Origin of the sequence: Kitasatospora sp. NPDC049258 (genome assembly GCF_040678895.1) — a bacterium.
GTDB lineage: Bacteria > Actinomycetota > Actinomycetes > Streptomycetales > Streptomycetaceae > Kitasatospora.
The window spans coordinates 20,366-45,978 of record NZ_JBFAQT010000016.1 but is presented as its reverse complement, the minus strand read 5'-3'; the positions used below and the strand labels follow the sequence as shown (position 1 = coordinate 45,978).

Genomic DNA, 25,613 nt, shown 5'->3' with positions numbered 1-25,613 from the left:
CACCAGCCACCAGCACCACCAGCCACCGGCGCCGCCGACCTCCGGGGCCTGCGGCGGCCGGTGGCGCCACCTGGCGCCGAGCGTCCGGGCCCGGCCGGACGCCTCCTTGACGGCGGCGCCCCGGATGAACTCCTCGTCCAGGACGACCGGGTCGAGCGGGTCACCGGTCGGGCCGGGTTCTGGTTCCTCGGCTATCGGCTCTCGGCTCTCGGCTCTCGGAACCAGGGAATTGTGCGGAGCCGAGACGGCAACTCCGAGGCAGAACACGCTGTTTGTGCGTGAACAGAGGAGGCCGGGTGGATGATCCCGCGATCCGTCGGCTCCGCAGCTGCGGTCAGCTCCGCCTGCGGGCCTGCTTCACCGATCCCACCACCCCGGCCACGATCAGCAGCAGACCGGCCGGCAGCAGCGAGGCGAACAGCGCCCCGAACAGGCCCCAGCTGCCGAGCAGCGTCAGCGCCACGGTGTTCAGCACCAGCAGCGCGCCCGCCGCCGGCAGCGCCGACTGCCAGGGGTGCTCGTCCGCCCAGCGGCGCAGCCTCCGGTCCCCGGTGTCGCGCCGCAGTTTGCCGCCCACGGTGCCGACCAGGAAGAAGAAGAACAGGCCCAGCCCGGCCGGTCCGGCCAGGATGTCCATCGACCAGCTCCCGGTGACCACATCCACCGCGAGCGCGCCGCCGGCCACCACGGCACCGACCGCCGTGGCCGTCCGCCACGGCCCGAGCGTCGCCGAGGCGACGGCCAGCTGGCGGTTCTCACGTCGCGACAATTCCTCGTGTCCCATGACCCCACGGTGCGCCTGCCGGGGCCCGGAAGCCATAGGGGTGGCCCCTGAGTTTCCCCCTACGGGGTGCTCCGGCGGGCCCGGGGCCGGCCCCGGCCCCGGAAGGGATGCGTGGTGCACCCACGCCCTAGGATGCGGGACGGCGCCGGGCGTCCGCTGCTGCGGTCACAGGTGTGGGCGCGGTGTGGACGACGGGTGAGAAGTCCCTGGGTTCGTCCGCAACCGAAGCCGCCCGCCGGCGTTCTGTTCCTATGAGCCTCGCGAACCGGCCCTCCGTCGCAGGGCGGGCCGGGGAGGACGTACCGATCCCTGGGGGGAACCAGCACCATGCGTGTCCGACCGATCCTGTCCCTGGCCGTCGTCACGGCCCTCGCGCTGACCGCCCCGGCCCTGGCCGCCGGCGTCGCCACCGCCGCCACGCTCGCGGCGCCGGCGCCGGCGCCGGCGCCCGCGCCGAAGGCCGCGCCGAACGCCGGCCCGACCACGCCCGCCGCCTTCGTGCCGATCGTCCCGACCCGGGTGCTCGACACCCGCAACTACGACCAGGTGGGGTGGAACGTGCCGGTCCGCCCGCTGGCCGCGGGGGAGAACTACCTCGTCAACCTGCAGCGGCGCGAGGGGCACATGCCGCCCAGCTTCATCAACGTGGTCCCGGCCGGCGCCACCGCGGTGGTGGTCAATGTGACCGCCACCGACACCACCGCCGACGGCTACCTCAGCGTCGGCCCCGAGGCCCTCCCGGACGGCACGGTGCCGCCCACCTCCACCCTGAACTTCAAGCCGGGCGCGACGGTCGCCGCCATGGCCACGGTGGCGATCAAGCAGGGCCAGGTGCCGTCGATCAACGTCTACAACCACGAGGGCCGCACCGATGTGGTCGTCGACGTGCTCGGGTACTACCTCGCCGGGGCCCCGGACAAGTACGCCCCCGTCCGGCCGACCCGGGTGCTCGACACCCGCGACGGCGCGGGCACCCCGATGGGGGGCTGGGCCACCCGGACGGTCGACGTGGCCAGGGAGGACCTGCACACCGCCGACGCCAAGGCGGTGATCCTCAACGTGACCGTCACCGCGCCGGACGCCAACAGCTTCCTCACCATCTGGCCGCACGACGCGCTGCCGCACGGAGCCGAGCGTCCGGACGCCTCCAGCATCAACTTCGAGCCGGGCCGGACGGTCGCCAACCAGGTGGTCGTCCCGGTGGGCCCCGACGGCAAGATCAACATCTTCAACCGGGCCGGCAACGCGCACGTGATCGTCGACGTGGTGGGCAGCTACGGCCCCTCGGGGACCGGGCTGTTCAGCGCGATCGAGCCGGTCCGGCTGTTCGACACCAGGACCGGCGGCGGCGCCGGGCAGCTGCCCTTCAGCGTCACCGAGCGGCCGGTCGCCGGCAGCTTCGGCGTCCCGGCCGACGCGGTGGGCGCGGCCCTCAACATCACCGCCACCCAGGCGACGCAGGCCGGCCACCTCACGGTCTACCCCGGCAACCAGGGCCGGCCCAACACCTCGACGCTCAACTTCACCCCGGGCCTGACGGTGGCCAACAGCGCCACCGTCGGGCTCGACCACAACCCGGTCGACATCTACAACCACGCCGGCTTCACGCACGTGATCGGCGACCTCACGGGCTACTTCGTCCGCGGCTGACCCGACCCCGGCCCGCCCTCGCCCCGTGGGGGGCGGGGCGCGGCCTCCTCCGGGCGCCCGGCCGGGTGTCACGGGGTGCCGCCCTCCGGGGCCGGTGCCGCCCGGCCGGGGTGCGGGGCCGGGCCGCGCCGTGCGCCGACCACCATCGTGTAGGCGCCGGCCACCGCCGACACCAGGCCGGCCACCGCGGTGATCAGTCCGGTCAGGGAGCCGTCGTCGCCGTCGGCCGGAGCGGCCGGGGCCACCACGATGATGGTGGTCGTGACCGGGGCCGGCGACTGCCCGGTGGGCGACCCGCTCGGCGTCGCCGTCCCGGAGGTCGGCAGTGCCGTGGGCGGGTGCCCGGAGCTCTTCGGGTCGGCCGCCGGCAGCGAGATGGCGGCCGCCGCGCCGAGCGCGACCACCCCGGCGCCGAGCAGGCCGGCGCCCGCACCCATGAGGCCGCGCCTGGATGCCTTGCCCTTGCCCACCATGCGGCCCCCCGCTGTCGCAGTGGCCCGACGCGATCGGGCCGACGGACTGTCTACCCCATGACCGACCGTCAGGTCCACCGTTACTTGACGGCCACGTACTGGGTCAGGATCGCCTGGACCTCGTAGATGTCGACGCCCTTGGTGAAGGTCTTCTGGATCGGCAGCGGGTTGCCGGAGATCCAGATCTTCAGCTCGGCGTCGAGGTCGAAGTTGCCGGCCGTCTCGACCGCGAAGTGCGTGATGCTCTTGTACGGGATCGAGTGGTACTCGGTCTTCTTGCCGGTTATGCCCTGCTTGTCGATCAGGATCAGCCGGCGGTCGGTGAACATGAAGGTGTCGCGGATCAGCTGGTAGGCCGAGTGCACCTGCTCGCCCTGCCCGAACAGCCGGGCGAACTCCTGCTGCGCCGCCGCCGGATCCACCTTGTGCGCGTTCCCGAAGAGCGCCATGACTACCGTCCTCCCGTCGCGGCTCCCGTAGCCGGAGCCAAGATCACGAGTCTCGCACGGGGGGAGGGCGGGGTGACGGGCCGTCGGTGCGAGGTCCACGGTCGATCGCGGGCGGGCCGCACTGCCGTAGCCTGCGGGAGTGACCCCGCGACCTCCCCGCCCGCTCACCGCGGCCGCCGCCGGCGAACTCCAGCGCCTGATCGGCACGGAGCCCGCGCCCGGGCTGAGCGAGCGGGAGCTCGACGCCGTCGAGGCGCGGTACGGCTTCCGGTTCGCCGCCGACCACCGGGTGTTCCTCGGCGCCGGCCTCCCGCTCGGCGGCCGGTGGCCCGACTGGCGGGACGGCGACCCGGCCGTCCTGCGGGAGATGCTCGACTGGCCGGTCGAGGGCACCCTCTTCGACGTCGAGCACAACTCCTTCTGGTACCCGCGCTGGGGCGACCGGCCGGCCGCCACCGCCGCCGCCGTCGAGGCCGCGAGAGCGCACCTGGCCGGCGTCCCGCAGCTCGTCCCGGTCTACGGGCACCGCTACCTGCCGGGCACGCCGGGCCGGTTCGGGCACCCGGTGCTCTCGGTGTACCAGACCGACATCATCGACTACGGGGCCGATCTCACCGACTACGTCCGCCGCGAGTTCGCCGGCCTGCCCGCCCAACTCGACCACGCAGACGTCACGGTGGAGTTCTGGACGTACGTCTACCGCGAGAACAACGGCCTCCCGACGGACGGTTTCTAGGGTCCGACCCGTTCGCGCGGCGGGAGGTCGCCGGTGGAGGGTGACCTGAGCTGCGGTTTCGCCGTTGAGCAGGGCGAACTGCGCCGAGACGGAGGAATCGTGGGCCGCAACCGGGGACTGAACGCGCTGGAGGTGTCCGCCGCGATCCGCGAGGCCCGCGCCGTGAACTCGGGGGTGCCGACCAGCAGAACGCCGGCCGAGGGCGGCCTGCTGCCCGCCTACATCGCCTCGCTCCAGGTGCCGGGCAGCCCGCAGCAGGTGGTCCGCTGGGTGTCCAACGCGGGCCACCCGCCGCCGCACCCGCTGCTCGTCGAGCTGCTCGGCCCCACCGCCGGCTCCTGTCCCGAACTGACCGTCCTCACCGGCTGGTTGGACCTGGCCGATCGCACGGTCGAGCGGCTTCCCGAGGAGCTCGACGGCGCCACCCTCTCCCTCCTGCACCTCGGCGGCACCCCGCCCCGGACCACCGCCCACCTCCCGTGCCGCCCCTGCCGCCCGCTGCTGGACTGGCTCGGCATCACCGTCGAGCTGGAGCCGCCCCCGGGCGCGTGATCCTCGCGCGCAGCGGCCCGGGGGGCCGGGACCACGGCGAGTGGCCCCGGCCCCCCGGGCGGTGTTGCCGCGGTCAGGAGTAGCAGTAGTTCGTGTTGCCCTGGGCGAAGCCGCTGGTGTCGCTGGCCCAGGCGACCGAACCGTTGCTGCGGTAGAACACCAGGTTGCCGTCGTCCTGGACCATCGCGCGGCCACCGGCGGCCGGGCTCAGCTTGCCGACGGTGCAGAGGGTGTTGTTGTTGCTGTCCTGGAGCTTGACGTAGCCGGACGCGGACCAGTCCACGTGCGTGACACCCCGCCCGTCGGTGCCGCTGGCCCACAGCACCCGGCCGCTGTTGGCGTAGAGCACCAGGTTGCCGTCGCTCTGGAAGTCGAGGTGGGTGTTGCTGGAGGAGACCGACGAGCCGGCCCACCAGTCGCCCTGTCCGAGGGTGAAGGTGGCGGCCGCCGAGTCGGCCATCGCGTCGGTGCCGGCCAGGCCGAGCGCGGCGGCGGCCGCCGTGCAGACCAGCGCGGCCCGGGTGAGCGTCCGGCGGATCGGCGAGCCGCTGAGGCGGTTGACTGCCATGAGTGGTTCCTCTTTCGTCGAAAGGTCCGCGTGAGAACTGTCCGGTGGCGGTTCGCTGGGCTGTTCCGCCACCGGTGATGAGCCTCTCGAACCCCTCGGGAAACCCGTCAACGTCCGACTAACAGATCACCAACGTGTTCTACTGAAAACACTGTTGATGCCTGTGGGGGGCGGTTTCGATGCGATTTGGCCTGCTCGGTCCGGTGATGGTTCGTGAAGGCACGAGGACATTGGAGATCCGCGGTGCCAAGAGCCGGATGCTGCTCGCCGCCCTGCTGTTCCAGCCCAACCGGTCCGTCTCGCTGAGCAGCCTCCGGGAGGCCCTCTGGGCCGGTGAGCCGCCCGCCACCGCGACGGCTTCCCTCCACAATCACGCGGTGCGCCTGCGCCGGGCGCTCGGCGAGGACGGTGAGGAGCGCCTGCGCAGCACCCCGTACGGTTACCGGCTGTCGGTGCGGGACGGCGAACTCGACGCCCGGGAGTTCACCCGGCTGCTGGCGGACGCCCAGGCCGCTCGCGCTCGGCAGGACTGGCCGGAGGTGGGCTGCCGCACCACCGCGGCGCTGGCACTGTGGCGCGGGGAGCCGCTGGCGGACCTGCCGGGTCCGGTCGGCCTGCGGTCCGAGGTCCAGCACCTGGTCGAGGCCCGCCTGCAGGCCTTGGAGTGGCACTTCGAGGCCGAGCTGGAGCTGGGCCGGCATGCCGAAGTGGCGCCGGAGCTCAGCCGCTGGAGTGCCCGGTACCCGTTGAACGAGGCGCTGCACGCCCAGCTGATCACCGCGCTCTACCGCAGCGGCCGGCAGGCCGACGCCCTGCGCGCCTACGACGGTGTCCGCCGGAGGCTGGCCGAGGAGCTCGGCGTCGACCCCGGCCCCGACCTGCGCACCCTCCACCAGCGGGTGCTGGACGCCGACCCCGCGCTGCTGCGGCGCCCTGGCGCGGCCGCCGGTCTGGTCGGCCAGGCACCACCCGCGGCAGCGGTCGGCGAGCCTGTGCCGGCGAGCCGGGCGGCGAGGTCGACGCCGTCCCAGCTTCCCTCCGGCACGGCCGATTTCACCGGCCGGACGGCGGAGCTCGCCGTGCTGACCGAGGTGCTGACGGCGTCCGCGTCCGCCGTGTTCCCCCAGGTGGTGGTGGTCACCGGGATGGGAGGGGTCGGGAAGACCGCGCTGGCCGTGCACGCCGGACAGCGGCTCCGGCACCTGTTCCCCGACGGCCAGCTGTACGTCGACCTCCGGGGCCTCGGCCCCGACCGCCCGCGTGACCCGCACGATCTGCTCGCCGGTTTCCTGACCGACCTGGGTGGTCCGGTCGACCCCGACGGCCGGGCCCAGCCGATCCCCGAGCACACCGACGACCGGGCCGCGTTGCTCCGCAGCGAGCTGGCCGAACGCCGGGTGCTGCTCGTCCTCGACAACGCCCGCGACACTGCCCAGGTCCTGCCGCTGTTGCCGGGGAACGGCCGCTGTGCGGTGATCGTCACCAGCCGGGGCACACTCACCGACCTGCCGGCCGCAGCCCAGCTGCGGCTGGGCCCGCTCGACCGCGAGGAGCAACACGCCCTCCTGGAAACGCTCTGCGGTCCCGAGCGGGTGCGCCGGGAGCCTGCCGCCGCCCACCGGATCATCGCCGCCTGCGCAGGCCTGCCGCTCGCGCTGCGCATCATCGGCGCCCGCCTGTCGGCCCGCCCGTGCTGGCCGTTGGAGACCTTCGTGCAGCACCTGGACGCCGGCTGCGGCCGGCTGCCGGCCCTCACCGCCGGGCACCTGGCGGTGCGTGACACCTTCGCGAGCAGCTATCTCCTGCTGCGGTGCAGCAAGGACCGGACGGAGCGCGAGGCCGCGCGGGCGTTCCGGCTGCTGGGGCTGCGCCCGGGCCGGCTGTTCGACGCCGAGTCCGCCGCAGCCCTGCTCGACCGGTCCGTCGACGTCACCGCCGACCTGCTCGAACTCCTCACGGACACGCACCTGTTGCAGACACCTGAGCCGCTGCGGTACCGCTTCCACGGCCTGATCGAGGAGTACGCGGCCGAGCGGCTGGAGGAGGAGGAACCGCCCGAGGAGCGGCGGGCGGCCCGCGAGCGGCTCAGCGCCTGGCACTCCGCCGCCCGCCCGGCCGCCCCGTGAGGACGCCCGCGGGCCACCCGGGTCCGCTTGGCGGGTGAGGCGTGCCCGCACCGTGGACGGCTCCCGCGCCGGCCCCCGCCCCGGTGCGAGGATGGCCGCAGCACCGTACGAAGGAGCAGCGGCCATGACCAGCAGCGCAACCGGACAGAAGATCGCCTTCCTGGGGACCGGCAAGATCGGAGAGGCCCTGCTCTCCGGCCTGCTGCGGGCCGGGAAGGATCCGGCCGACGTGCTGGTGACCGCCCGCCGGGCGGAGCGCGCCGAGGAGTTGACCACCCGCTACGGCGTCACGGCCGTCTCCAACGCGGAGGCCGCCGAGCTGGCCGACACCCTGATCCTGGCGGTCAAGCCGCAGGACATGGGCGTCCTGCTGCAGGACCTGGCTCCGCACGTCGCCACCGACCGGCTGGTGGTGTCGGCCGCCGCCGGCATCCCGACCACCTGGTTCGAGGAGCGGCTGGCCGCCGGCACCCCGGTCGTGCGGGTGATGCCCAACACGCCCGTCCTGGTCGACGAGGGCATGAGCGTGATCTCCGGCGGCTCGCACGCCACCGAGGCCCACCTGCTGCGCGCCGAGGAGATCTTCCGCTCGGTCGGCAAGGCGCTGCGGGTGCCGGAGTCCCAGCAGGACGCGGCGACCGCGCTCTCCGGCTCGGGCCCGGCGTACTTCTACTTCCTGGTCGAGGCGATGATCGACGCCGGCATCCTGCTCGGCCTGCCCCGTACCGTGGCGCACGACCTGATCGTGCAGTCCGCGATCGGCGCCTCGATCATGCTGCGCGACTCCGGCGAGCACCCCGTGAAGCTGCGCGAGGCGGTCACCTCCCCGGCCGGCACCACCATCGCCGCCATCCGCGAGCTGGAGAACCACGGGGTCAGGGCCGCCATGCTCGGTGCCCTGGAGGCCGCCCGGGACCGCTCCCGCGAGCTGGCGTCGGGCGGCAAGTAGGCTCGGCCGGGTGAGCTACGACCTGGTCATCTTCGACAACGACGGCGTCCTGGTGGACAGCGAGCCGATCTCCAACCGGGTGCTCGCCGAGTACCTGACCGAGCTCGGTTTCCCCACCACCATCGAGGACTCCTACCGGGACTACATGGGCTGCGCCGCGCACAAGGTGCACGACGTGATCGGCGAGCGGCACGGCGCCACCCTGCCGCAGGGCTTCGACGACCTGTTCCACGCCCGGGTGTTCGCCGCCTTCGAGCAGGAGCTGACCCCGGTCCGCGGCGCCGAGCGGCTGCTGAAGACCCTTCAGCAGCAGGGCGTGCCGTACTGCCTGGCCTCCTCCGCCCACCACGCCTGGATCCGCACCGCCCTCGACCGCACCGGCCTGCGCGGCCTGCTGGCCGAGGAGCGGATCTTCTCCGCGCAGGACGTCGGCGTCGGCAAGCCCGCCCCGGACCTCTTCCTGCACGCCGCCCGCACCCTGGGCGTCGCACCGCAGCGCTGCCTGGTGATCGAGGACAGCCCGAACGGGGTGCTGGCCGCCCGCGCCGCCGGCATGGACGTGTACGGCTACACGGCGCTCACCGACCCGGCCAAGCTCACCGCCGCCGGGGCGACCGGGCTGCTGGCCGACCTCGACCTGGTACCGGCGCTGCTGGCCTGAGGATCGCCGGTCCAACTGATCCCGTCGCACCCCTCCCGCAAAACCCCCGCACCACCTACGCTCGCGCCAATATCTTCGTACCGGCCGGTAGCGCCGGTGGTGAGCGAGGTCGGGCAGATGCAGGAAGCGGTCATCACCGAACGGCTCCGGCAGGCCCGCGCGGCGCTCGCCGTCAGCTTCCTGCTGCAAGGGGTCACCTTCGCCCTGCTGGTCACCTGCATCCCGGAGCTCCAGGACCGCTACGGGCTGAGCGACAGCCTGCTGCCGGTCTTCCTGGCGGCCGTGCCGATCCTGGCCGGGGTCGGCTCGATCTCCTCGGAGTGGCTGGTCAAGCGCACCAGCGCGCGGGCGGTGCTGCGGATCGTCCAGCCCGCGGTCTGCCTGACCCTCGGCCTGACCGGCTTCGGCGACCGGCTCTGGGAGCTGGGCCTGGCGCTCGGCGCGTTCGGCCTGCTGGTCGGCGCGCTGGACGCCTCGATGAACATGCTCGGTGTCGGCCTCCAGCACCGCTACGGCCGCAGCATCATGATCGGCTTCCATGCCGCGTTCAGTCTCGGCGGCATCGTCGGCGCCGCCGTCGCCGGCCTCGGCGCGCACTACCACCTCGGGCTGCCCGTGCTGTTCGGCGGCGCGGCCGCGGTGCTGATCCCGCTGGCCCTGCTCACCGGCACCCGGTTCGCCGGGCGCCGCGAACTCGGCGACGCGGTACGGGAGGCCGCCGAGGCCGCCGCCCGGTCGATCCCGTGGAAGCCGCTGCTGCCGCTCTGCCTGGCGATGGCGGTCGCCTACATCGCCGACGCCTCGGTCTCCAACTACAGCGTCAAGTACCTGACCGACGGCTTGGACAGCCCGGGCGACGTAGCCAAGCTGTCCTACCTCGGCTACATGGTCGCGATGCTGGTCGGCCGCACCCTGGGCGACCGGGCCGTGCAGCACTGGGGTGCCGTCCCGGTGGTCCGCGCGGGCGCCGCGCTGGCCGCGCTCGGCTTCGCGCTGGCCGCCGCCGCCCCCGGCCCGTGGGCCGCCATCGCCGGCTTCACCGTGCTGGGCTTCGGCATCTGCGCGATCATCCCGCAGGTCTTCGCGGCCGGCGGCCGGCTCTTCCCGCAGGACTCGGACGCCGCGGTGGCCCGCCTCAACCTCTTCAACTACGTCGGCTTCCTGATCGGCTCCCCGCTGGTCGGCGCGATCGCCGACGCCGGATCGTACCGCTGGGCCTTCCTCGCCCCGATGGCGCTGGTGCTCCTGATCCTGCCGCTGTCCGGCCACTTCGCCCCGGCCCCGGCGGCCGAGCCGGTGCTCGCCGACCGGTAGGGCCCGGGCCGCTCCGGCCGCCCCCGCCGCGCCCGCTACCGTTGGACGCATGCCCGAAGCCGAGCGCGAGACCCCCTGCGGCCTGCAGTTGTACTGGGACGAGGCCGAGACCGGCTACGACTTCGGCCCGGGCCACCCGATGGACCCGACCCGGTTGGCCCTGACCATGCGGCTGGTGGAGGCCTTCGGCCTGACCACCGGGCCCGGCACCACGCTGCGCGCCGCGCCGCCGGCCGGGGATTCCACGCTGCGCCTGGTGCACACCGCCGACTACCTGGCGGCGGTGCGCCGGGTGGCCGCCGACCCCGCCCTGACCGACGCCCGGCACGGGCTGGGCACCGAGGACAACTGGGCCTTCCCCGGCCTGCACGCCGCCTCCGCACTGATCGCCGGCCAGTCCGTCGCGGGCGCCGAGGCCCTCTGGCGGGGCGAGGCCCGGCACGCCGTCAACTTCGCCGGCGGCCTGCACCACGCGATGCCCGACAAGGCCGCCGGCTTCTGCATCTACAACGACCCGGCCCTCGCCATCGCCCGGCTGCTGGAGCTGGGCGCCGAGCGGGTCGCCTACGTGGACGTGGACGTGCACCACGGCGACGGCGTGCAGCAGGCGTTCTGGAACGACCCCCGGGTGCTGACCGTCTCGCTGCACGAGTCCCCGGCGACGCTCTTCCCGGAGACCGGCTGGTCCACCGAGACCGGCGGGCCGGACGCCCCGGGCTCCGCCGCCAACCTGCCGCTCCCGGCCGGTACCGGCGACGCCGGCTGGCTGCGGGCCTTCCACGCCCTGGTGCCCGAACTGCTCGCCGCCTTCCGCCCCCAGGTGCTGGTCAGCCAGCACGGCGCGGACACCCACGTCGAGGACCCGCTCGCCCACCTCGCGGTCTCGCTGGACGCCCAGCGGCTGGTCACCGAGAGCATCCACCGGCTGGCCCACGAGCACGCGGACGGCCGCTGGCTGGCCCTCGGCGGCGGCGGGTACGCCGTGGTCGACGTCGTGCCCCGGGCCTGGACGCACCTGGTGGCCACCGCCGCCGGCCGCCCGATCGACCCGGCCGCCGAGACCCCGGAGCTGTGGCGGGCCGAGGTCTACCGCCGCACCAGGCAGCAGGCCCCGCTGCGGATGACCGACGGGGTCACGCCCGACTGGCGGGACTTCCACGACCACGGCTACGACCCCGCCGACCGCCTCGACCAAGCGATCCTGGCCGCCCGCCGGGCCGTCCTGCCGCACCACGGCCTGCTGCCGTGAGCACCGGCCGCGTGGAACTGCGCGCCCACCTGCTGCGCCGCCGGCTGGCCGGCGGGGACATCCCGACCGGCCGGCAGAAGAACCTCCGCAGCTACCGGCTGTTCGGCCAGGGCGATCCGACCGCCCTGATGGGCCTCGCCCCGGAGGGCCGCTGGGGCCCCGGCGCGGTCCTCGCCCTGATGGCCGAACGGGTCGGCGTGGACCCGGACTTCGGCCGTGGCCAGGGCCCCGACACCATCGACCCGGACCGCACCCTGGACGCCCTCGACCGGCTCGCCGACCTGCTGGCCGCCGCCGCCCGGCGCCGCGCCACCGTGCTCACCGGCACCGGGCACCCGACCAAGCTGACGGCGTTTCACACCTCCCTCGCGAGGGCGCTCGAAGCAGCCGGCTGCACCCTGCTCACCCCCGCGCGCGGTCTGCGCTTCCGTGAGCCCACCCCGGAGGGCGAGCGCAGCTGCGTCCTCGACTACCGCGGCCCGGTCGCCGTGGTCCGGGCCCTTGACGGGGGATCGGCACGAGGTGGCAGACTCGACCGCAGCGGTGCGGACCTGTTGCACACCCACTCCGCGCAGCCGGTCCGGCTCGCCCTGGCGGAGCTCGCCCGGGCCGGACAGCCCTTGCCGGGCCTGGTCCTGGGCGACCACGGCTGGCTCTGCGGGGCAGGCCGCCTGGGCATCCCGGCCGGCGGCCCGGCCGACTCCAACGACCCGGCGCCGTTCGTCGGGGAGGCGGAGGGCACGGTCGCGGTGGTGGTCCCGGTGGACGACGGATCTCCCCCCGAGTGCTACAGACCGCTGAGCGACTACGTACTGCAACGGGCGGATCTCGCACCGTACAAGGAGTGAGCTTCTCCCTCTTCCCACTGGTACCACCCATAACTACTCTGGGGATACACGTGTGCCGGTGGAGTCACCGGAGGGGAAGCCGGTGCCTTGCACACGGGTAAGGGTCGGGTGAGGTCATGAGTTCCGGCGAACGCCCCCTCCAGGATGTCGTCTTCCTGACCGTGGCCGAGGTGGCCGCGGTCATGCGGGTGTCGAAGATGACGGTGTACCGCCTGGTGCACAGTGGAGAGCTTCCGGCCATCAGGGTCGGCCGCTCCTTCCGGGTCCCCGAGAAGGAGGTCCACGACTACCTCAAGGAGTCCTACGTGCGGCTGCAGAGCGCGTAGGCCGGACACGGCGCAAGCGCTCGATCGGGGCCGATTACGGCTTGAGCGAAGCGGGGGGTAGGCTAGGCCCTCCGTCAGTCGTATGGACTCCCGTCTCTCACGGGCGTGGGTCCGAGTGAGCGAGGGTTGTTCCGTGGGCTCTGTCATCAAGAAGCGTCGCAAGCGTATGGCCAAGAAGAAGCACCGCAAGCTTCTGAAGAGGACTCGCGTTCAGCGTCGCAACAAGAAGTAACACCTCGGCTGGCGCTTGCCCCGTATCGCGCGGGAGTCAGCCCGCCCACGGTCGCTCTCGCGTACCAGGTGTGCGCACTGCCCGCCCCGGCATTCCGCCGGGGCGGGCAGTCGTGTTTCCACCCCTCGGCGTGTTTGCGTCCAGGAAATCCCCGCGCGGTACGGTTTCAGGCAGGGACGGGACTGAGGAGGACACGGACACGTGGGCAAGGTCGTGCTCGTCACCGGAGTGGCCCGCCACCTGGGAGTGAGGTTCGCCGCCGAGATCGCCGGGCGGCCGGGGGTCGAGAAGGTGGTCGGCGTCGACGTCCAGCCGCCGCCCGGCGAGCTGCCGCCCGGGGTCGTCTTCCACAAGCTCGACCTGCGCCGCCCGGCCGTCGCCCGGGTGATCGCCGAGCACGGCGTCGACACGGTGGTCCACCTCAACGTCAGCGCCATGGGCTCCGGCGGCCGCAGCGCCGTCAAGGAGACCAACGTCATCGGCACCATGCAGCTGCTCGGTGCCTGCCAGAAGGCCCCCGGCCTGCGCCGCCTGGTGGTCAAGTCCACCACCGCCGTGTACGGCTCCGCGCCGCGCGACCCGGCGGTCTTCGCCGAGGGCATGCAGCCCAAGCAGCTGCCGCCCGGCGGCTTCGCCCGGGACGCCGCCGAGGTGGAGGGCTACGTCCGCGGCTTCTCCCGGCGCCGCCCCGACGTCGCCGTCACCGTGCTGCGGTTCGCCAACATCGTCGGCCCGGCCGGCGACACCCCGCTCAGCGCCTACTTCGCCCTGCCGCTGCTGCCCACCGTGCTCGGCCGCGACCCCCGGCTCCAGTTCGTCCACGAGGACGACGCGGTCGAGGTGCTCCGGCTGGCCGCCGGGGAGCCGGCCCCCGGCACCACCAACACCGGCACCTTCAACGTGGCCGGTGACGGCGTGCTGCTGCTCTCGCAGTGCGCCCGCCGGCTCGGCCGGCCGACCGTGCCGCTGCTGCTGCCCGCGCTCAACCTGGTGGCCGGTCTGGTCCGGCAGACCAGGCTGGCCGACATGTCGCCCGAGCAGATCCAACTGCTCAGCCACGGCCGGGTGGTCGACACCGCCCGGCTGCGCGGCACCTTCGGCTTCACCCCGCGGTACACCACCCCGCAGGCCTTCGCCGACTTCGCCGCCGCCCAGTCCACCGGCCTGCTGCCGCCCGAGCGGCTGTGCGCCGTCACCGACCGGCTGGCCGGCCTGCTCGCGCCCGATGCCCACCACCACACCGCAGGCCACCACACCGAGGAGCCGATGCCGCGATGACTGCCGCCAGGGAACACGCCGCGGGCGAGGCCAAGGTCATCCCGATCCAGTCCGCCCCCAGCTGGCAGGGCGGCGGACAGGCCGACCTGGCCGACCGGCTCGCCGGGGCGGTCGGCGGGGCGCTGGCCGGGCGGCTCGGCGAGAGCGCCACCCGGCTGTTCGGCAAGGGCTGGGAGGGCCGGGCCGCCGAGGGCCTGTCCTTCCTGCGGCGCCGGATCACCGGCGACTACGAGGTGGACGACTTCGGCTTCGACCAGGAGCTCACCGAGGAGGTCTTCCTCTCGCTGCTGCGCCCGCTGGCGGAGCAGTACTTCCGGATCGAGGTCCGGGGCATCGAGAACATCCCCGCCGAGGGCGGTGTGCTGATCGTCGCCAACCACTCGGGCACGGTGCCGCTGGACGCGCTGATGACCCAGGTCGCGGTGCACGACCACCACCCGGCCCGGCGCCACCTGCGGATGCTCGCGGCCGACCTGGTGTTCGTCCTGCCGGTGGTCGGCGAGCTGGCCCGCAAGGCCGGGCACACGCTGGCCTGCAACGAGGACGCGCAGACCCTGCTGGAGCGCGGCGAGGTGGTCGGGGTCTGGCCGGAGGGCTTCAAGGGCATCGGCAAGCCCTTCGCCGACCGCTACAAGCTCCAGCGCTTCGGCCGCGGCGGGTTCGTCGCCTCCGCGCTGCGGGCCCAGGTGCCGATCGTGCCCTGCTCGATCGTCGGGGCGGAGGAGACCTACCCGATGATCGGCAACTTCCGGACCTTGGCCCGGCTGCTCGGCCTGCCTTACCTGCCGATCACCCCGACCTTCCCGTGGCTCGGCCCGCTCGGCGCCATCCCGCTGCCCACCAAGTGGACCATCCAGTTCGGCGAGCCGATCCCGACCGACGGCTACCCCAAGGAGGCCGCGGACGACCCGATGCTGGTCTTCGACCTGACCGACCAGGTCCGCGAGACCATCCAGCACACCCTGTACAAGCTCCTGGTGCAGCGCCGCTCGGTCTTCTTCTGAGCCGGTCTTCCTCGGAGCCGCCTCTCCGGCTGAACGGCAGCCGCCCGCAGCACACGGCTCGGCGGCCGCAGGCAGGTGCCTGCGGCCGCCGAGCCGTCGGTCAGTTGAGGGTCAGACCCGGCAGCAGACCCGGGAGCAGGGGCGGGATGGTGAGGCCCTGGCCCTGCGGGGTGGCCGCACCGGACGGGGCGGGGGAGCCCTCGCCCGAGCGGTCCGGCCGGCCGGCCGACGGGGTGCTGTCGGCGCCCCCGCCGGTCAGGCCGTTGGTCAGCCCGTCGACCAGGCTGCCGACCCCGCCCGGGGCACTGCTCGGGGTCGTGCCACCGGCTGCCGCTCCACCCGAACTACCGTTCTTCGCATGCGAGTTGGGCGTACCGGCGGGTGCGTCCGGCCGGCCGCCGACGAGGCCGGGACCGTGGCCGGTGGTGCCCGGGGACTGGTCGTCGCCCGCTCCCGAGCCACCGGGAGCCGAACCGCCCGCGGCGGGCGGCTGCTCCAGGTGCAGGGGCGCGACGTCCTCGCTTATGTCGTCGAAGAGCTGGTCGACCTTGCCGGCCTGGCTGGTCAGTTGGTCGGGGAGCCGGCTCTGCAACGTGCTCCAGCGGTCGTCCTCGCCGTCGGCGAAGGTGGCCAGCTTGCGCATCGGGGCGAGCGAGCCGTTGCTCCGGTACACCGCGCGCAGCAGGTCGCGGCCGCGCACGGCCTCGGTGTGCATGTCGTCCAGCGCGCGCCGGACCTGCTCGACCGTGTCGGGGCTCAGCGCGTTCGCCGAACCGGCCCGCTGCAGCAGTGACTGCGCCTCGTCGAGCCGGGTGGAGGCCTGCTCCAGGAGCAGGGCGCCGCGCTCGGAGTCGGAGTCGGCCCAGTCCAGCTGGAGCCCCTCAAGACCGCGCTTCATGCCGTAGAGCGTGTCCCCCGGCAGCGCGTTGGTGCTCGCCGCGGCCGCGCCGGCGAAGCTGCCGACCGCCACTCCCGCGACCAGGCCGCCGATCGCCAGCCTCCGGCCCCAGCGACTGCCCGAGACCGCCCGGACCGCCCGGTGCCTGCGCTGCCGGGGCAGCACCGCGGTGGGCCGGACCCCGGCCCACTCCTGCTCGAACGCGGCCATCAGCTGCGCCCGCTGGACCGCACGGGTCTGTGCGTCCAGCTCCGGCTCGGGCACCGCGCCCAGCGCGCCGGCCATCGCCAGCAGCTCGGCCATCGCGGCCGAACCGCTCCGGGCGTGGCCACCCCGGGAAGAGCTCTCCCGGGCCGCGCCTTCGGTGTCGGCCCTGCTCTCTGTCCGGTGGGCCTCCAGCGCCTCGGCGAAGGCCTTTGCCCGCCGGTGCTCCAGCACGTTTGCCGTCACGGGCCACACCTCCCTTCGTCGTTTTCGACACCCAGGCCGGCCGGACGGTTGCCTCGGCGGGCCGAAACCACACCATCGGGTGACATGCCTGGATCGGGCTTGACTGCGGCCCCGATGACGGATTGCACGCTGGCCAACGAGCGGTGCCGGGAGTCGGTTACGCACGGCTGATCATGTGACCGCCCATTCACCCGCACGTGTGCGGGCCGGGGCGGAGCTGACAGGGTGCCTGACCGGGCGCCCGGTGGGGCGTCCGGCGGGGTCTCGGATATCTCGCCCGAGCCGGGACCCGCGGTTGCCGCGGCCGCCCCGGTCACCGGGCGTCGGGCGGCAGCAGGCGGGCCAGCGTGCGCACCGCGCGGTACTGGAGGGTCTTGATGGCGCCTTCGTTCTTGCCCATGATCCGAGCCGTCTCGGCGACCGAGAGGCCCTGCAGGAAGCGCAGCGTCACGCACTCCTGCTGCTGCGGGTTGAGCCGCCGGACGGCGTCCAGCAGGGCCGCGTTGGAGAGCGACTCCAGCACCGAGTCCTCGGGGCTGCGCTCGCACTCGTTGGAGTCCAGCATCTCGCCGGTGGTGACCTCCAGCCGGAAGCGGCTGGACTTGAAGTGGTCGGCCACCAGGTTGCGGGCGATGGTCACCAGCCAGGCGCCGAAGTCCCGGCCCTGCCAGGTGAAGGTGCCGATCCGGCGCAGCGCGCGCAGGAACGTCTCGCTGGTGAGGTCCTCTGCGGTGGCCCGGCTGCCTACCCGGTAGTAGATGTACCGGTACACGGTGTCGGAGTAGTGGTCGTAGAGCCGGCCGAAGGCCTCGCTCTCGCCATTCTGGGCGCGCTCGACCAGGTCGACGATCGGGTTGTGCTCGGTCTCGAAGCCGGTGTTCGGGGCGGACCTGGCCCGGCCGCGGCCGGTGCCGACGGCGGTTCTGCCCCGGGCGCCGGCAGCGGCTCCGCCGCTCGCGGCGGTGCCCGGTCCGCTGGTGGCGGTCGAGCGCAGCAGGGCGCCGGCGGCGGGGCGGGGCGGCCGGCCGAGGCCGGCGGCCGGGGCGGCGCCGGCCAGGGCGAGCTGGGGCCCGAGCAGCTCGAAGTCACGGATCGCGGCCCACAGCTGGTCCAGGCGCGTACCGGGACGCAGGGTGGCGGTCGACGGGCGGGGGGAGGTAGGCGCGTCGTTCCGGACGGGTGGGTACACGGGACTCCCAGAGGCAGAACTGTGGACGGGTCACCTCCGCCAGTGCGGAGAGCACACTGCCTGACCCCCCGTCACCGGGGATGCGTGGTGGCGTGCATCCAGGAGAGGATAACGCTTTGTGCAATGACAGCTACACCCTGTGGTCGAAGTGGTCGTTTGAAGTCCACTTGTCGCGCATATTCAGCTGGTAATGACCGGAGTTGCCAACAGCCGTCTGGCGCAACGTGAGCGCTCGTAAGCGTGGTGTGACCAATTTAGGGGAAGGAGGGGCGGTTTCCCCGCCCTGGGGCCTCGCAACCCCCGACTTTCCCAAGTCGACGAACGATCAGATCCCGTCACCGGCGATCTGGTTCGGTCACCTCGCCGCCCGGGCGGCGGTTCGCTCGATAGCGTGAGCCGAAGCCCATCCATGGAGTGGCCGGACAAACGCCAGGTTGACGCGGTGATCAGGCCGTACGCCGTCGCCGCTGCATCGCCACCGCGGCCGCCGCGGCCCCGACCAGCACCCCCAGCCCGGCCGCGGCCGGCAGCCCGATCCGGGCGGCCTTGCGGCCGGTCCGGAAGTCGCGCACCCGCCAGCCCATCGCCCGGGCGTGCCGGCGCAGAGTGGCATCCGGGTTGATCACATACGGGTGGCCGACCAGGGCCAGCATCGGGATGTCGTTGGCGGAGTCGCTGAACGCCGCGCAGCGGCTGAGGTCCAGCTGCTCCCGGCGGGCCAGCGACTGCACGGCGGCCGCCTTGGCCGGACCGTGCAGCAGGCCGCCGACCAGCCGGCCGGTGTACTCCCCGTCCGCGGTCTCGGCGACCGTGCCCAGCGCGCCGGTCATCCCGAGCTGCCGGGCGATGATCCGGGCCACCTCCTGCGGGGCGGCGGTCACCAGCCAGGTGCGCTGGCCGGCGTCCAGGTGCATCTGGACCAGGGCGCGGGTGCCGGGCCAGATCTTGCGGGCGATCACCTCCTCGAAGATCTCCTCGCAGATCGCCTCCAGCTCCGCCGTCCGCTTCCCGGCGACCAGACCGAGCGCGGTGTCCTGGGCGTCCGCGATGTGCGCCGGGTCCTCCGAGCCGTGCAGCCGGAACCAGGCCTGCTGCCAGGCGAACCGGGCCACGTCCCGGCGGCTGAAGAACCGCCGGCGGTACAGCCCGATGCCCAGGTAGAAGATCGCGGCCCCGCGCAGGATGGTGTTGTCGCAGTCGAAGAACGCGGCCGCCCGGGGGTCGTCCGGCGTCGGGGTGTGGTCCTCGGCGGGGGCCTTCGGCGCCTTGGCCGCCTTGCGCCCGTCGGCCGGCGGCTGCGCGGGCGCGGCGGTCTCGGCGGCGGTGTCCCCGGGGGCGGCTGCTGCGGCGGGGGCGGCCGTGGCCGCGGCCGTACCGGTGGCCGTGCCGACCGGACCGAGGGCGAGCAGGTCCGCCTCGGCGGCCTCGGCGGCGGCCTCGCCCGCCAGGGCGGTCCGCTCGTTCGGGGAACGCCTTGCCTGGGTGAGCCTTCTCAGCGCGGCCATGGCACCGAGCATAGCCAGCAGCGCTGTCGGATCCCGTGACCGTGATGTGCAGGCGCCGTTAACAGCCCGCATCCGGCCCGTGACCGCCGCCCGGCCACCGGGCACCGGGGAGGCACAATGGCCGGGTGAGCCTGCTGCGACGCGAGAAGAAGAACCCGGCGGACCGGACCGTGACCCTGATCGGCAAGCCGGACTGCCACCTGTGCGAGGACGCCCGCGCGGTGATCGTCCGGGTCACCGGCGAGCTGGGCGCGGCGTTCGAGGAGAAGGACATCACCCAGGACGAGGCGCTGTACGAGAAGTACTGGGAGCAGATCCCGGTCACCCTGATCGACGGCCGCCAGCACGACTTCTGGCGGGTCGACGAGCGCCGGCTGCGCACCGCGCTGGGCGCCTGACCGGAGCCGGTCCGGCGGCGGCGACCCCCGTCGTTCGGCGGGGGTGGTACGCCAAATCGTTGCCCGCGAGATGAAGATCTCCTTGAAAAACGGCTCGTTCGTCGGCTTACCATCGTCAGGTTCGGTGTCCGCCGGGGGCTGTAGATAAGAGGAGAGCAGGACGATGCCGCTCGGTCGCCGCCCCGCGCCTCCCGCACCCGCCCCGCCCGGCGGGTTCGCCGTGGTCGATGTCGAGGCCACCGGCCGGAGCCCGTGGCGGCACCGGGTGGTCGAGGTCGCCGTCGTGCTGCTGGACGACACCCTCGGCACCGAGCGCGAGTTCTCCACCCTGATCGATCCGGCCGGCCCGGTCGGTCCCACCCATGTGCACCGGATAACCCAGGACCAGGTGGTCGGCGCCCCGCGCTTTCGCGAGGTCGCGCCCGCCCTGCTGGAGCTGCTGGCCGGCCGGGTGCTGGTCGGCCACCACGTCAGCTGCGACCGGGCCTTCCTGGAGCGTGAGTTCGCCCGGATCGGCGTCGAGCTGCCGGCCGTCCCGGAGCTGTGCACCATGCGACTGGCCCGCGGCCGGCTGCCCGACGCGGGCGGCTACGGCCTGGCGGCCTGCACCGCCGCGGCCGGTCTCGGCTGGTACCCGGCGCACACCGCGCTGGGAGATGCCCGGGCCACCGCCGAGCTGCTCAGGCACTGCGTCGCCGTCCCGCCGCAGCCGGCCGACCCCGCCGAGCGGGGCGCCGGCCGGGCCGGGGAGCGGGTCGCGGACTGGCGCGCGCCGCTGCGCGAGGCGGCCGTGCTGCCCTGGCCCCGGCTGGACCAGGACCGGGCCGAGCGGTCCGGCGGGCCGGTCCCGCAGATCCGCCGGGAGGTGCCGGTCGGCCCACTGCCACCGGGTACGGACCATCCCCGGCTGCCGCTCCGCACGGCCGGTGGTGAGTGATGCGCATCACTGTGCGGGGACAAATCGGACACCATCTTTGTGCACACGTTCACAAACGCATAGCCTGGCTGCCTAAGCCCAGCTTCACCTACAGGAGCACCGTGGCAATCGGCCGACCCACCCAGAGCAGTTCGCAGACGCCCGACGCAGGCGCCGCGCGCCGACCCTCCCGTGCCCGGGGCATCCCGGAGGCGACCGTCGCCCGCCTGCCGCTCTACCTGCGGGCGCTCACCGCGCTCTCCGAGCGCTCGGTGCCCACCGTCTCCTCCGAGGAGCTGGCCACCGCCGCCGGGGTCAACTCCGCGAAGCTGCGCAAGGACTTCTCCTACCTCGGCTCGTACGGCACCCGAGGGGTCGGCTACGACGTCGAGTACCTCGTCTACCAGATCTCCCGCGAGCTGGGCCTCACCCAGGACTGGCCGGTCGTCATCGTCGGCATCGGCAATCTGGGCCACGCCCTGGCCAACTACGGCGGCTTCGCCTCCCGCGGCTTCCGGGTGGCGGCCCTGCTGGACGCCGACCCGGCCGTGGTCGGCAGCAGCGCGGCCGGGCTGCCGGTGCGGCACATGGACGAGCTGGAGGCCATCGTGGCCGCCCAGCAGGTCTCCATCGGCGTGATCACCACCCCGCCCGGCGCCGCCCAGCAGGTCTGCGACCGGCTGGTGGAGGCCGGCGTGACCAGCATCCTGAACTTCGCGCCCACCGTGCTGACCGTCCCGGACGGGGTGGACGTGCGCAAGGTCGACCTGTCGATAGAGCTCCAGATCCTCGCCTTCCACGAGCAGCGCAAGGCCGGCGAGGAGCCCACCCAGGACGGCGGCATGCTGGACCGCGCCCCGGGCCCGGTCCGGGCCGCGGCCGCCAAGCTCCGCCGGGCCGCCGGCGGCACCGCCAAGGCCGAGCCGGCCAAGGGCAAGCCCGGCAAGGGCACCGAGGGCGAGCGCTCCGCGGTGATGCCGGCGTGAACACCAGGAACCACTGTCTGCACGGGGGTCGGGCATGAGCCTTCTCGTGGTCGGCCTCAGCCACCGCACCGCCTCCGTCGGCGTGCTGGAGCGCGCCGCGCTGACCGGCGACGTCCCCACCCGGCTGCTGCACGACGCCGCCGCCACGGCGACCGTCGGCGAGGCCGCGCTGGTCAACACCTGCAACCGGATCGAGCTCTACGCGGACGTGGACAAGTTCCACGCCGGCGTCGCCGAGCTGTCGCTGCTGCTCGCCCACCACAGCGGCGTCGACCTCGAGGAGCTCACCCCGCACCTCTACGTCCACTACGAGGACCGGGCCGTCCACCACCTCTTCTCGGTGGCCTGCGGCCTGGATTCCATGGTGGTCGGCGAGGGCCAGATCCTCGGCCAGCTGCGCGACGCGCTGGCCCGCGCCCAGGAGGAGCACACCGCCGGGCGCGGCCTGAACGAGCTGTTCCAGCAGGCGCTGCGGGTCGGCAAGCGGGCGCACAGCGAGACCGGCATCGACAAGGCCGGCCAGTCGCTGGTCACCTTCGGCCTGGAGCAGATCGCCGCCCGGGCCGGGGAGATCGCCGGCAAGCGGGCGCTGGTGGTCGGCGCGGGCTCGATGAGCTCGCTGGCGGCCGCCACCCTGGTCCGCTCCGGGGTCACCGACCTGCTGGTCGCCAACCGCACCGCTGCCCGGGCCGAGCGCCTGGTGGAGATCCTCGGCGGTGGCGCCCGCACGCTGGACTTCGCCAAGGTGCCCGACGCGCTCGCCGACGTCGACCTGGTGATCTCCTGCACCGGCGCGGCCGGCGTGGTGATCGGTGCCGACGCGGTGTCCCGCGCCCTCGCCACCCGCACCGCCGCCACCCCGCTGGCCTTCCTCGACCTCGCGATGCCGCGGGACGTCGACCACGACGTGCACGCCCTGCCCGGCGCCCTGCTGGTCGACCTGGAGAGCCTCTCGCACGCGCACGCCGCCACCCCCGGCGCGGGCGACGTCGACGCGGTCACCACGATCGTCGCCGACGAGGTGGCCGGCTTCGCCGCCGCCCAGCGCGCGGCCCGGATCGCCCCCACCGTGGTCGCCCTCCGGTCGATGGCCTCCGACCTGGTCAGCAGCGAACTCGCCCGGTTGGACAGCCGGTTGCCCGACCTGGACGAGAGGTCCCGGGCCGAGATCACGCAGACCGTCCGGCGGGTCGTCGACAAGCTGCTGCACGCGCCCACCGTGCGGGTGAAGCAGCTCGCGGCCGAGCCCGGCGGCGCCTCGTACGCGGACGCCCTGCGCGAGCTGTTCGACCTGGACCCGGCGGCGGTGCACGCTGTCTCCGGCACCCCGGTCGGTACGCCGATCGGCGCCCAGAGCGCGCACCCCGGCAGCCAGTCGGCCGGAGCATCCAGATGAACCACCAGTCAGCCACCCAGCACGACCAGGACGAACCCATGCATGGTCAACCGCGCAACCCCCAGGGTGAGCCGCGACCGCTCCGCCTCGGCACCCGCCGCAGCGCCCTCGCGATGGCCCAGTCGGGCATGATCGCCCGTGCGGTGTCCAAGGTCACCGGCCGCCCCGTCGAGCTGGTGGAGATCACCACCTACGGCGACACCTCCCGCGAGGCCCTCGCGCAGATCGGCGGCACCGGAGTCTTCGTCTCCGCCCTGCGCGACGCGCTGCTGGAGGGCCGGATCGACCTCGCCGTGCACTCCCTCAAGGACCTGCCGACCGCGGCGCCCGACGGCCTGCGGCTGGCCGCCGTGCCCGAGCGGGAGGACCCCAGGGACGCCCTGGTCGCCCGCGACGGCCTCGGCCTGGAGCACCTGGTGGAGAAGCTGGCCGGCCGCCCGGCCCGGATAGGCACCGGCTCCCCGCGCCGGATGGCCCAGCTGAACGCCTGGGCCGCCGCCCGCGGCACCGAGCTGGAGACGGTCGCGATCCGCGGCAACGTCGACACCCGGATCGGCTACGTCGCCCAGGGCGAGCTGGACGCGGTGCTGCTGGCCGCCGCCGGCCTCAACCGGCTCGGCCGCGCCGAGGAGATCACCGAGCACCTCGACCCCGAGCTGATGCTGCCCGCCCCCGGGCAGGGCGCGCTCGCCGTCGAGTGCGTCGACCCGGAGCTGGCCGCCCTGCTGGCCGCGCTGGACCACCGGCCCACCCGGGCCGCCGTGGTCGCCGAGCGAGCCCTGCTGGCCACCCTGGAGGCCGGCTGCTCCGCCCCCGTCGCGGCTCTCGCGACCTGGGAAGGAACCGAACTGCGGCTGGAGGGCGTGGTCGGCACCGTCGACGGCGCCACCCTGCTGAAGATGACCGCCACCGGCCCGATCGTCCTGGACGAGGACGCCGAGCAGCAGGCCGCGGCCCTGGGCCGCGCGCTGGCCGCCCGGCTGCTCGCCGAGGGCGCGGCCGACCTGATGGGGGAGCGAGCCCGATGAGCCCCACTGCCGCCACCGCCGCCAGCCCGGTCCCCAGCACGGGCCGCTGCACCTTCCTGGGGGCGGGTCCGGGTGACCCGGGCCTGCTGACCCTGCGCGCAGTCGACGTGCTGGCCTCGGCCGACGTCCTGGTGACCGACCCGCTGACCGCCGCCGCGGTACGCACCCACTGCCCCAGCGGCGTCCAGGTGCACAGCCCGGCCGAGGAGGCCGGGCTGGACGTGGCCAAGCTGGTCGCGGACGCCGTCCGAGCCGGCAAGCACGTGGTCCGCACCGTCGACGGCGACCCCGGCCTGGACGGCTGCGCCGCCGAGGAGATGCTGGTCTGCGCGCGCTCGGCGATCCCCTTCGAGGTGATCCCCGGGGTCGCCCAGTCGGTCGGCGTCCCGGCCTACGCGGGCGTCCCGCTGCGCGGCAGCCACGGCGCCGACGTGCGCTTCGTGGACGCCGCCCAGCTGCTGGCCGGCGGCGTGCCGGACCTCGGCGCGCAGGAGACCACGCTGGTGGTCCGCACCACCCTCGGCCAGCTGCCCGCCACCGCCAACGCGCTGGTGGCCAACGGCCGCAAGCCCGAGGCCGCGCTCTCGGCGACCCTCTCCGGCACCACCACCCGCCAGCGCACCTTCACCTCCACGCTGGCCTCGATCGCGGCCGACCTGAAGGCGGCCCGGGTGCTGCCCTCCCCGGTGTCGGCCCCGGTCGACCCGGCCACCTCGGTGATAGCCGTGGTGGGCGAGCAGGTCGCGCACCGCTCGTCCCACTCCTGGTTCGAGACCAAGCCGCTGTTCGGCTGGAACGTGCTGGTGCCGCGGACCAAGGAGCAGGCCCACGGCCTCTCCGACCAGCTGCGCTCGTACGGCGCGGTGCCGCAGGAGGTGCCCACCATCGCGGTGGAGCCCCCGCGCACCCCGCAGCAGATGGAGCGCGCCATCAAGGGCCTGGTGACGGGCCGCTACGAGTGGATCGCCTTCACCTCGGTCAACGCGGTCAAGGCCGTCCGGGAGAAGTTCGAGGAGTACGGGCTGGACGCCCGGGCCTTCGCCGGCATCAAGGTCGCGGCGGTCGGCGAGACCACCGCGCAGGCGCTGGTGGACTTCGGCGTCAAGCCGGACCTGGTGCCCTCGGGCGAGCAGTCCGCCGCCGGTCTGCTGGAGGACTGGCCGCCGTACGACCCGGTGTTCGACCCGATCGACCGGGTGCTGCTGCCGCGCGCCGACATCGCCACCGAGACCCTGGTGGCCGGTCTGGTCGAGCTCGGCTGGGAGGTGGACGACGTGACGGCCTACCGCACCGTCCGCGCCTCGCCGCCGCCGGCCGAGACCCGGGAGGCGATCAAGGGCGGTGGCTTCGACGCCGTGCTCTTCACCTCCTCCTCCACCGTGCGCAACCTGGTCGGCATCGCCGGCAAGCCGCACAACGTCACGATCATCGCCTGTATCGGCCCGGCGACCGCCAAGACCGCCGAGGAGCACGGCCTGCGGGTCGACGTGATGGCCCCCGCGCCGTCCGCCGCCGCGCTGGCCCAGGCCCTCGCGGAGTTCGGCGCCAACCGCCGGGACACCGCCACGGCCGCCGGGGAGCCGGTCTACCGGCCCAGCGAGCGCCGTCCGGGCTCGCGCCGCAAGGCCGCGCGCTGACACCCCGCCCG

26 protein-coding genes are annotated in these 25,613 nt (G+C 73.9%); 19 read left to right on the top strand and 7 right to left on the bottom strand.

Going from position 1 to position 25,613, the window contains the following annotated elements:
- Positions 1-334: 334 nt before the first annotated feature.
- Complete coding sequence (locus AB0K43_RS16245; protein WP_363640075.1) at positions 335-784, bottom strand: hypothetical protein; 450 nt, start codon at positions 782-784, stop codon at positions 335-337.
- 327 nt (positions 785-1,111) lie between these two features.
- Here AB0K43_RS16245 and AB0K43_RS16240 point away from each other — a divergent pair, with 327 nt between their 5' ends.
- On the top strand, positions 1,112-2,434 hold the full coding sequence (locus AB0K43_RS16240) for a hypothetical protein (protein ID WP_363640073.1): 1,323 nt from the start codon (positions 1,112-1,114) through the stop codon (positions 2,432-2,434).
- A 68-nt stretch (positions 2,435-2,502) separates the two neighbouring features.
- Here AB0K43_RS16240 and AB0K43_RS16235 read toward each other — a convergent pair whose 3' ends face one another.
- Both AB0K43_RS16235 and AB0K43_RS16230 read right to left on the bottom strand, forming a co-directional pair.
- Entirely contained in the window at positions 2,503-2,871 is a 369-nt protein-coding gene (locus tag AB0K43_RS16235) for a hypothetical protein (RefSeq protein WP_363640071.1), read from the bottom strand.
- Between the two features lie 116 nt (positions 2,872-2,987).
- Positions 2,988-3,356: a PH domain-containing protein gene (locus AB0K43_RS16230; RefSeq protein ID WP_363640069.1), complete on the bottom strand. Its 369-nt coding sequence runs from the start codon at positions 3,354-3,356 to the stop codon at positions 2,988-2,990.
- A 139-nt stretch (positions 3,357-3,495) separates the two neighbouring features.
- On the opposite strand from AB0K43_RS16230, the gene AB0K43_RS16225 reads away from it, so the two are divergent.
- The gene (locus AB0K43_RS16225) at positions 3,496-4,092 is read left to right on the top strand and encodes a hypothetical protein (protein ID WP_363640067.1); all 597 of its coding nucleotides are present in this window, start codon (positions 3,496-3,498) and stop codon (positions 4,090-4,092) included.
- A 99-nt stretch (positions 4,093-4,191) separates the two neighbouring features.
- Entirely contained in the window at positions 4,192-4,644 is a 453-nt protein-coding gene (locus AB0K43_RS16220) for a hypothetical protein (RefSeq protein WP_363640065.1), read from the top strand.
- Positions 4,645-4,717: 73 nt separating this feature from the next.
- Here the strand turns inward: AB0K43_RS16220 and AB0K43_RS16215 are convergent, their stop codons facing one another.
- Positions 4,718-5,212: a hypothetical protein gene (locus AB0K43_RS16215; protein WP_363640063.1), complete on the bottom strand. Its 495-nt coding sequence runs from the start codon at positions 5,210-5,212 to the stop codon at positions 4,718-4,720.
- A gap of 230 nt (positions 5,213-5,442) precedes the next feature.
- Here AB0K43_RS16215 and AB0K43_RS16210 point away from each other — a divergent pair, with 230 nt between their 5' ends.
- The 10 genes from AB0K43_RS16210 (at position 5,443) to AB0K43_RS16165 (ending at position 15,199) form a co-directional block, all read left to right on the top strand.
- Positions 5,443-7,338 carry a BTAD domain-containing putative transcriptional regulator gene (locus AB0K43_RS16210; protein WP_363640061.1) on the top strand — a complete coding sequence of 632 codons (1,896 nt, stop codon included), beginning with the start codon at positions 5,443-5,445 and terminating at the stop codon, positions 7,336-7,338.
- Positions 7,339-7,462: 124 nt separating this feature from the next.
- Complete coding sequence (gene proC, locus AB0K43_RS16205) at positions 7,463-8,287, top strand: pyrroline-5-carboxylate reductase (protein WP_363640059.1); 825 nt, start codon at positions 7,463-7,465, stop codon at positions 8,285-8,287.
- A 10-nt stretch (positions 8,288-8,297) separates the two neighbouring features.
- Entirely contained in the window at positions 8,298-8,948 is a 651-nt protein-coding gene (locus AB0K43_RS16200; protein ID WP_363640057.1) for an HAD family hydrolase, read from the top strand.
- A 117-nt stretch (positions 8,949-9,065) separates the two neighbouring features.
- A complete protein-coding gene (locus AB0K43_RS16195) occupies positions 9,066-10,262 on the top strand; it encodes an MFS transporter (protein WP_363640055.1) in 1,197 nt (398 codons plus the stop codon).
- Between the two features lie 49 nt (positions 10,263-10,311).
- Complete coding sequence (locus AB0K43_RS16190) at positions 10,312-11,511, top strand: acetoin utilization protein AcuC (protein ID WP_363640053.1); 1,200 nt, start codon at positions 10,312-10,314, stop codon at positions 11,509-11,511.
- Positions 11,508-12,359, top strand: coding sequence for a phosphatase (locus AB0K43_RS16185; RefSeq protein ID WP_363640051.1), 852 nt, complete (start codon positions 11,508-11,510; stop codon positions 12,357-12,359). The genes AB0K43_RS16190 and AB0K43_RS16185 overlap by 4 nt, the downstream gene beginning before the upstream one ends.
- Positions 12,360-12,475: 116 nt before the next feature.
- Positions 12,476-12,685 carry a helix-turn-helix domain-containing protein gene (locus AB0K43_RS16180; RefSeq protein ID WP_033825303.1) on the top strand — a complete coding sequence of 70 codons (210 nt, stop codon included), beginning with the start codon at positions 12,476-12,478 and terminating at the stop codon, positions 12,683-12,685.
- 133 nt (positions 12,686-12,818) lie between these two features.
- Positions 12,819-12,917: an AURKAIP1/COX24 domain-containing protein gene (locus AB0K43_RS16175; RefSeq protein WP_003948845.1), complete on the top strand. Its 99-nt coding sequence runs from the start codon at positions 12,819-12,821 to the stop codon at positions 12,915-12,917.
- Positions 12,918-13,118: 201 nt separating this feature from the next.
- Positions 13,119-14,195: an NAD-dependent epimerase/dehydratase family protein gene (locus tag AB0K43_RS16170; protein ID WP_363640048.1), complete on the top strand. Its 1,077-nt coding sequence runs from the start codon at positions 13,119-13,121 to the stop codon at positions 14,193-14,195.
- Positions 14,192-15,199, top strand: coding sequence for a lysophospholipid acyltransferase family protein (locus AB0K43_RS16165; RefSeq protein ID WP_363640046.1), 1,008 nt, complete (start codon positions 14,192-14,194; stop codon positions 15,197-15,199). Before AB0K43_RS16170 ends, AB0K43_RS16165 begins: the two co-directional genes overlap by 4 nt.
- A 100-nt stretch (positions 15,200-15,299) precedes the next feature.
- On the opposite strand, the gene AB0K43_RS16160 is transcribed toward AB0K43_RS16165, so the two are convergent.
- The 3 genes from AB0K43_RS16160 to AB0K43_RS16150 form a co-directional block, all read right to left on the bottom strand.
- The gene (locus AB0K43_RS16160; RefSeq protein WP_363640044.1) at positions 15,300-16,547 is read right to left on the bottom strand and encodes a DUF5667 domain-containing protein; all 1,248 of its coding nucleotides are present in this window, start codon (positions 16,545-16,547) and stop codon (positions 15,300-15,302) included.
- 313 nt (positions 16,548-16,860) lie between these two features.
- A complete protein-coding gene (locus AB0K43_RS16155; RefSeq protein WP_363640042.1) occupies positions 16,861-17,736 on the bottom strand; it encodes an ECF subfamily RNA polymerase sigma factor, BldN family in 876 nt (291 codons plus the stop codon).
- A 446-nt stretch (positions 17,737-18,182) separates the two neighbouring features.
- A complete protein-coding gene (locus tag AB0K43_RS16150) occupies positions 18,183-19,241 on the bottom strand; it encodes an HAD-IB family hydrolase (RefSeq protein WP_363640040.1) in 1,059 nt (352 codons plus the stop codon).
- A 125-nt stretch (positions 19,242-19,366) separates the two neighbouring features.
- Here AB0K43_RS16150 and AB0K43_RS16145 point away from each other — a divergent pair, with 125 nt between their 5' ends.
- From AB0K43_RS16145 to AB0K43_RS16120, 6 genes are all read left to right on the top strand, one after another.
- Positions 19,367-19,639, top strand: coding sequence for a glutaredoxin family protein (locus AB0K43_RS16145; protein WP_363640038.1), 273 nt, complete (start codon positions 19,367-19,369; stop codon positions 19,637-19,639).
- Between the two features lie 163 nt (positions 19,640-19,802).
- Positions 19,803-20,576, top strand: a complete 774-nt coding sequence (locus AB0K43_RS16140) for a 3'-5' exonuclease (RefSeq protein ID WP_363640036.1) — start codon at positions 19,803-19,805, stop codon at positions 20,574-20,576.
- 101 nt (positions 20,577-20,677) lie between these two features.
- Positions 20,678-21,541 (top strand): redox-sensing transcriptional repressor Rex, encoded by an 864-nt coding sequence (locus tag AB0K43_RS16135; protein ID WP_363640034.1) that lies wholly within the window; start codon positions 20,678-20,680, stop codon positions 21,539-21,541.
- Between the two features lie 34 nt (positions 21,542-21,575).
- Entirely contained in the window at positions 21,576-22,937 is a 1,362-nt protein-coding gene (locus AB0K43_RS16130) for a glutamyl-tRNA reductase (RefSeq protein WP_363640032.1), read from the top strand.
- 38 nt (positions 22,938-22,975) lie between these two features.
- Positions 22,976-23,965, top strand: a complete 990-nt coding sequence (gene hemC / locus AB0K43_RS16125; protein WP_363640264.1) for a hydroxymethylbilane synthase — start codon at positions 22,976-22,978, stop codon at positions 23,963-23,965.
- Positions 23,962-25,602: a bifunctional uroporphyrinogen-III C-methyltransferase/uroporphyrinogen-III synthase gene (locus AB0K43_RS16120; protein WP_363640030.1), complete on the top strand. Its 1,641-nt coding sequence runs from the start codon at positions 23,962-23,964 to the stop codon at positions 25,600-25,602. Before hemC ends, AB0K43_RS16120 begins: the two co-directional genes overlap by 4 nt.
- The last annotated feature ends 11 nt before the right edge of the window (positions 25,603-25,613 follow it).

Coding starts and splice junctions, on each gene's coding strand:
- AB0K43_RS16195 (WP_363640055.1), top strand. CDS start 9,066: ATGCAGGAAGCGGTCATCACCGAACGGCTCCGGCAGGCCCGCGCGGCG.
- proC (WP_363640059.1), top strand. CDS start 7,463: ATGACCAGCAGCGCAACCGGACAGAAGATCGCCTTCCTGGGGACCGGC.
- AB0K43_RS16235 (WP_363640071.1), bottom strand. CDS start 2,871: ATGGGTGCGGGCGCCGGCCTGCTCGGCGCCGGGGTGGTCGCGCTCGGC.
- AB0K43_RS16190 (WP_363640053.1), top strand. CDS start 10,312: ATGCCCGAAGCCGAGCGCGAGACCCCCTGCGGCCTGCAGTTGTACTGG.
- AB0K43_RS16180 (WP_033825303.1), top strand. CDS start 12,476: ATGAGTTCCGGCGAACGCCCCCTCCAGGATGTCGTCTTCCTGACCGTG.
- AB0K43_RS16140 (WP_363640036.1), top strand. CDS start 19,803: ATGCCGCTCGGTCGCCGCCCCGCGCCTCCCGCACCCGCCCCGCCCGGC.
- hemC (WP_363640264.1), top strand. CDS start 22,976: ATGCATGGTCAACCGCGCAACCCCCAGGGTGAGCCGCGACCGCTCCGC.
- AB0K43_RS16130 (WP_363640032.1), top strand. CDS start 21,576: ATGAGCCTTCTCGTGGTCGGCCTCAGCCACCGCACCGCCTCCGTCGGC.
- AB0K43_RS16120 (WP_363640030.1), top strand. CDS start 23,962: ATGAGCCCCACTGCCGCCACCGCCGCCAGCCCGGTCCCCAGCACGGGC.
- AB0K43_RS16150 (WP_363640040.1), bottom strand. CDS start 19,241: ATGGCCGCGCTGAGAAGGCTCACCCAGGCAAGGCGTTCCCCGAACGAG.
- AB0K43_RS16215 (WP_363640063.1), bottom strand. CDS start 5,212: ATGGCAGTCAACCGCCTCAGCGGCTCGCCGATCCGCCGGACGCTCACC.
- AB0K43_RS16230 (WP_363640069.1), bottom strand. CDS start 3,356: ATGGCGCTCTTCGGGAACGCGCACAAGGTGGATCCGGCGGCGGCGCAG.
- AB0K43_RS16240 (WP_363640073.1), top strand. CDS start 1,112: ATGCGTGTCCGACCGATCCTGTCCCTGGCCGTCGTCACGGCCCTCGCG.
- AB0K43_RS16165 (WP_363640046.1), top strand. CDS start 14,192: ATGACTGCCGCCAGGGAACACGCCGCGGGCGAGGCCAAGGTCATCCCG.
- AB0K43_RS16245 (WP_363640075.1), bottom strand. CDS start 784: ATGGGACACGAGGAATTGTCGCGACGTGAGAACCGCCAGCTGGCCGTC.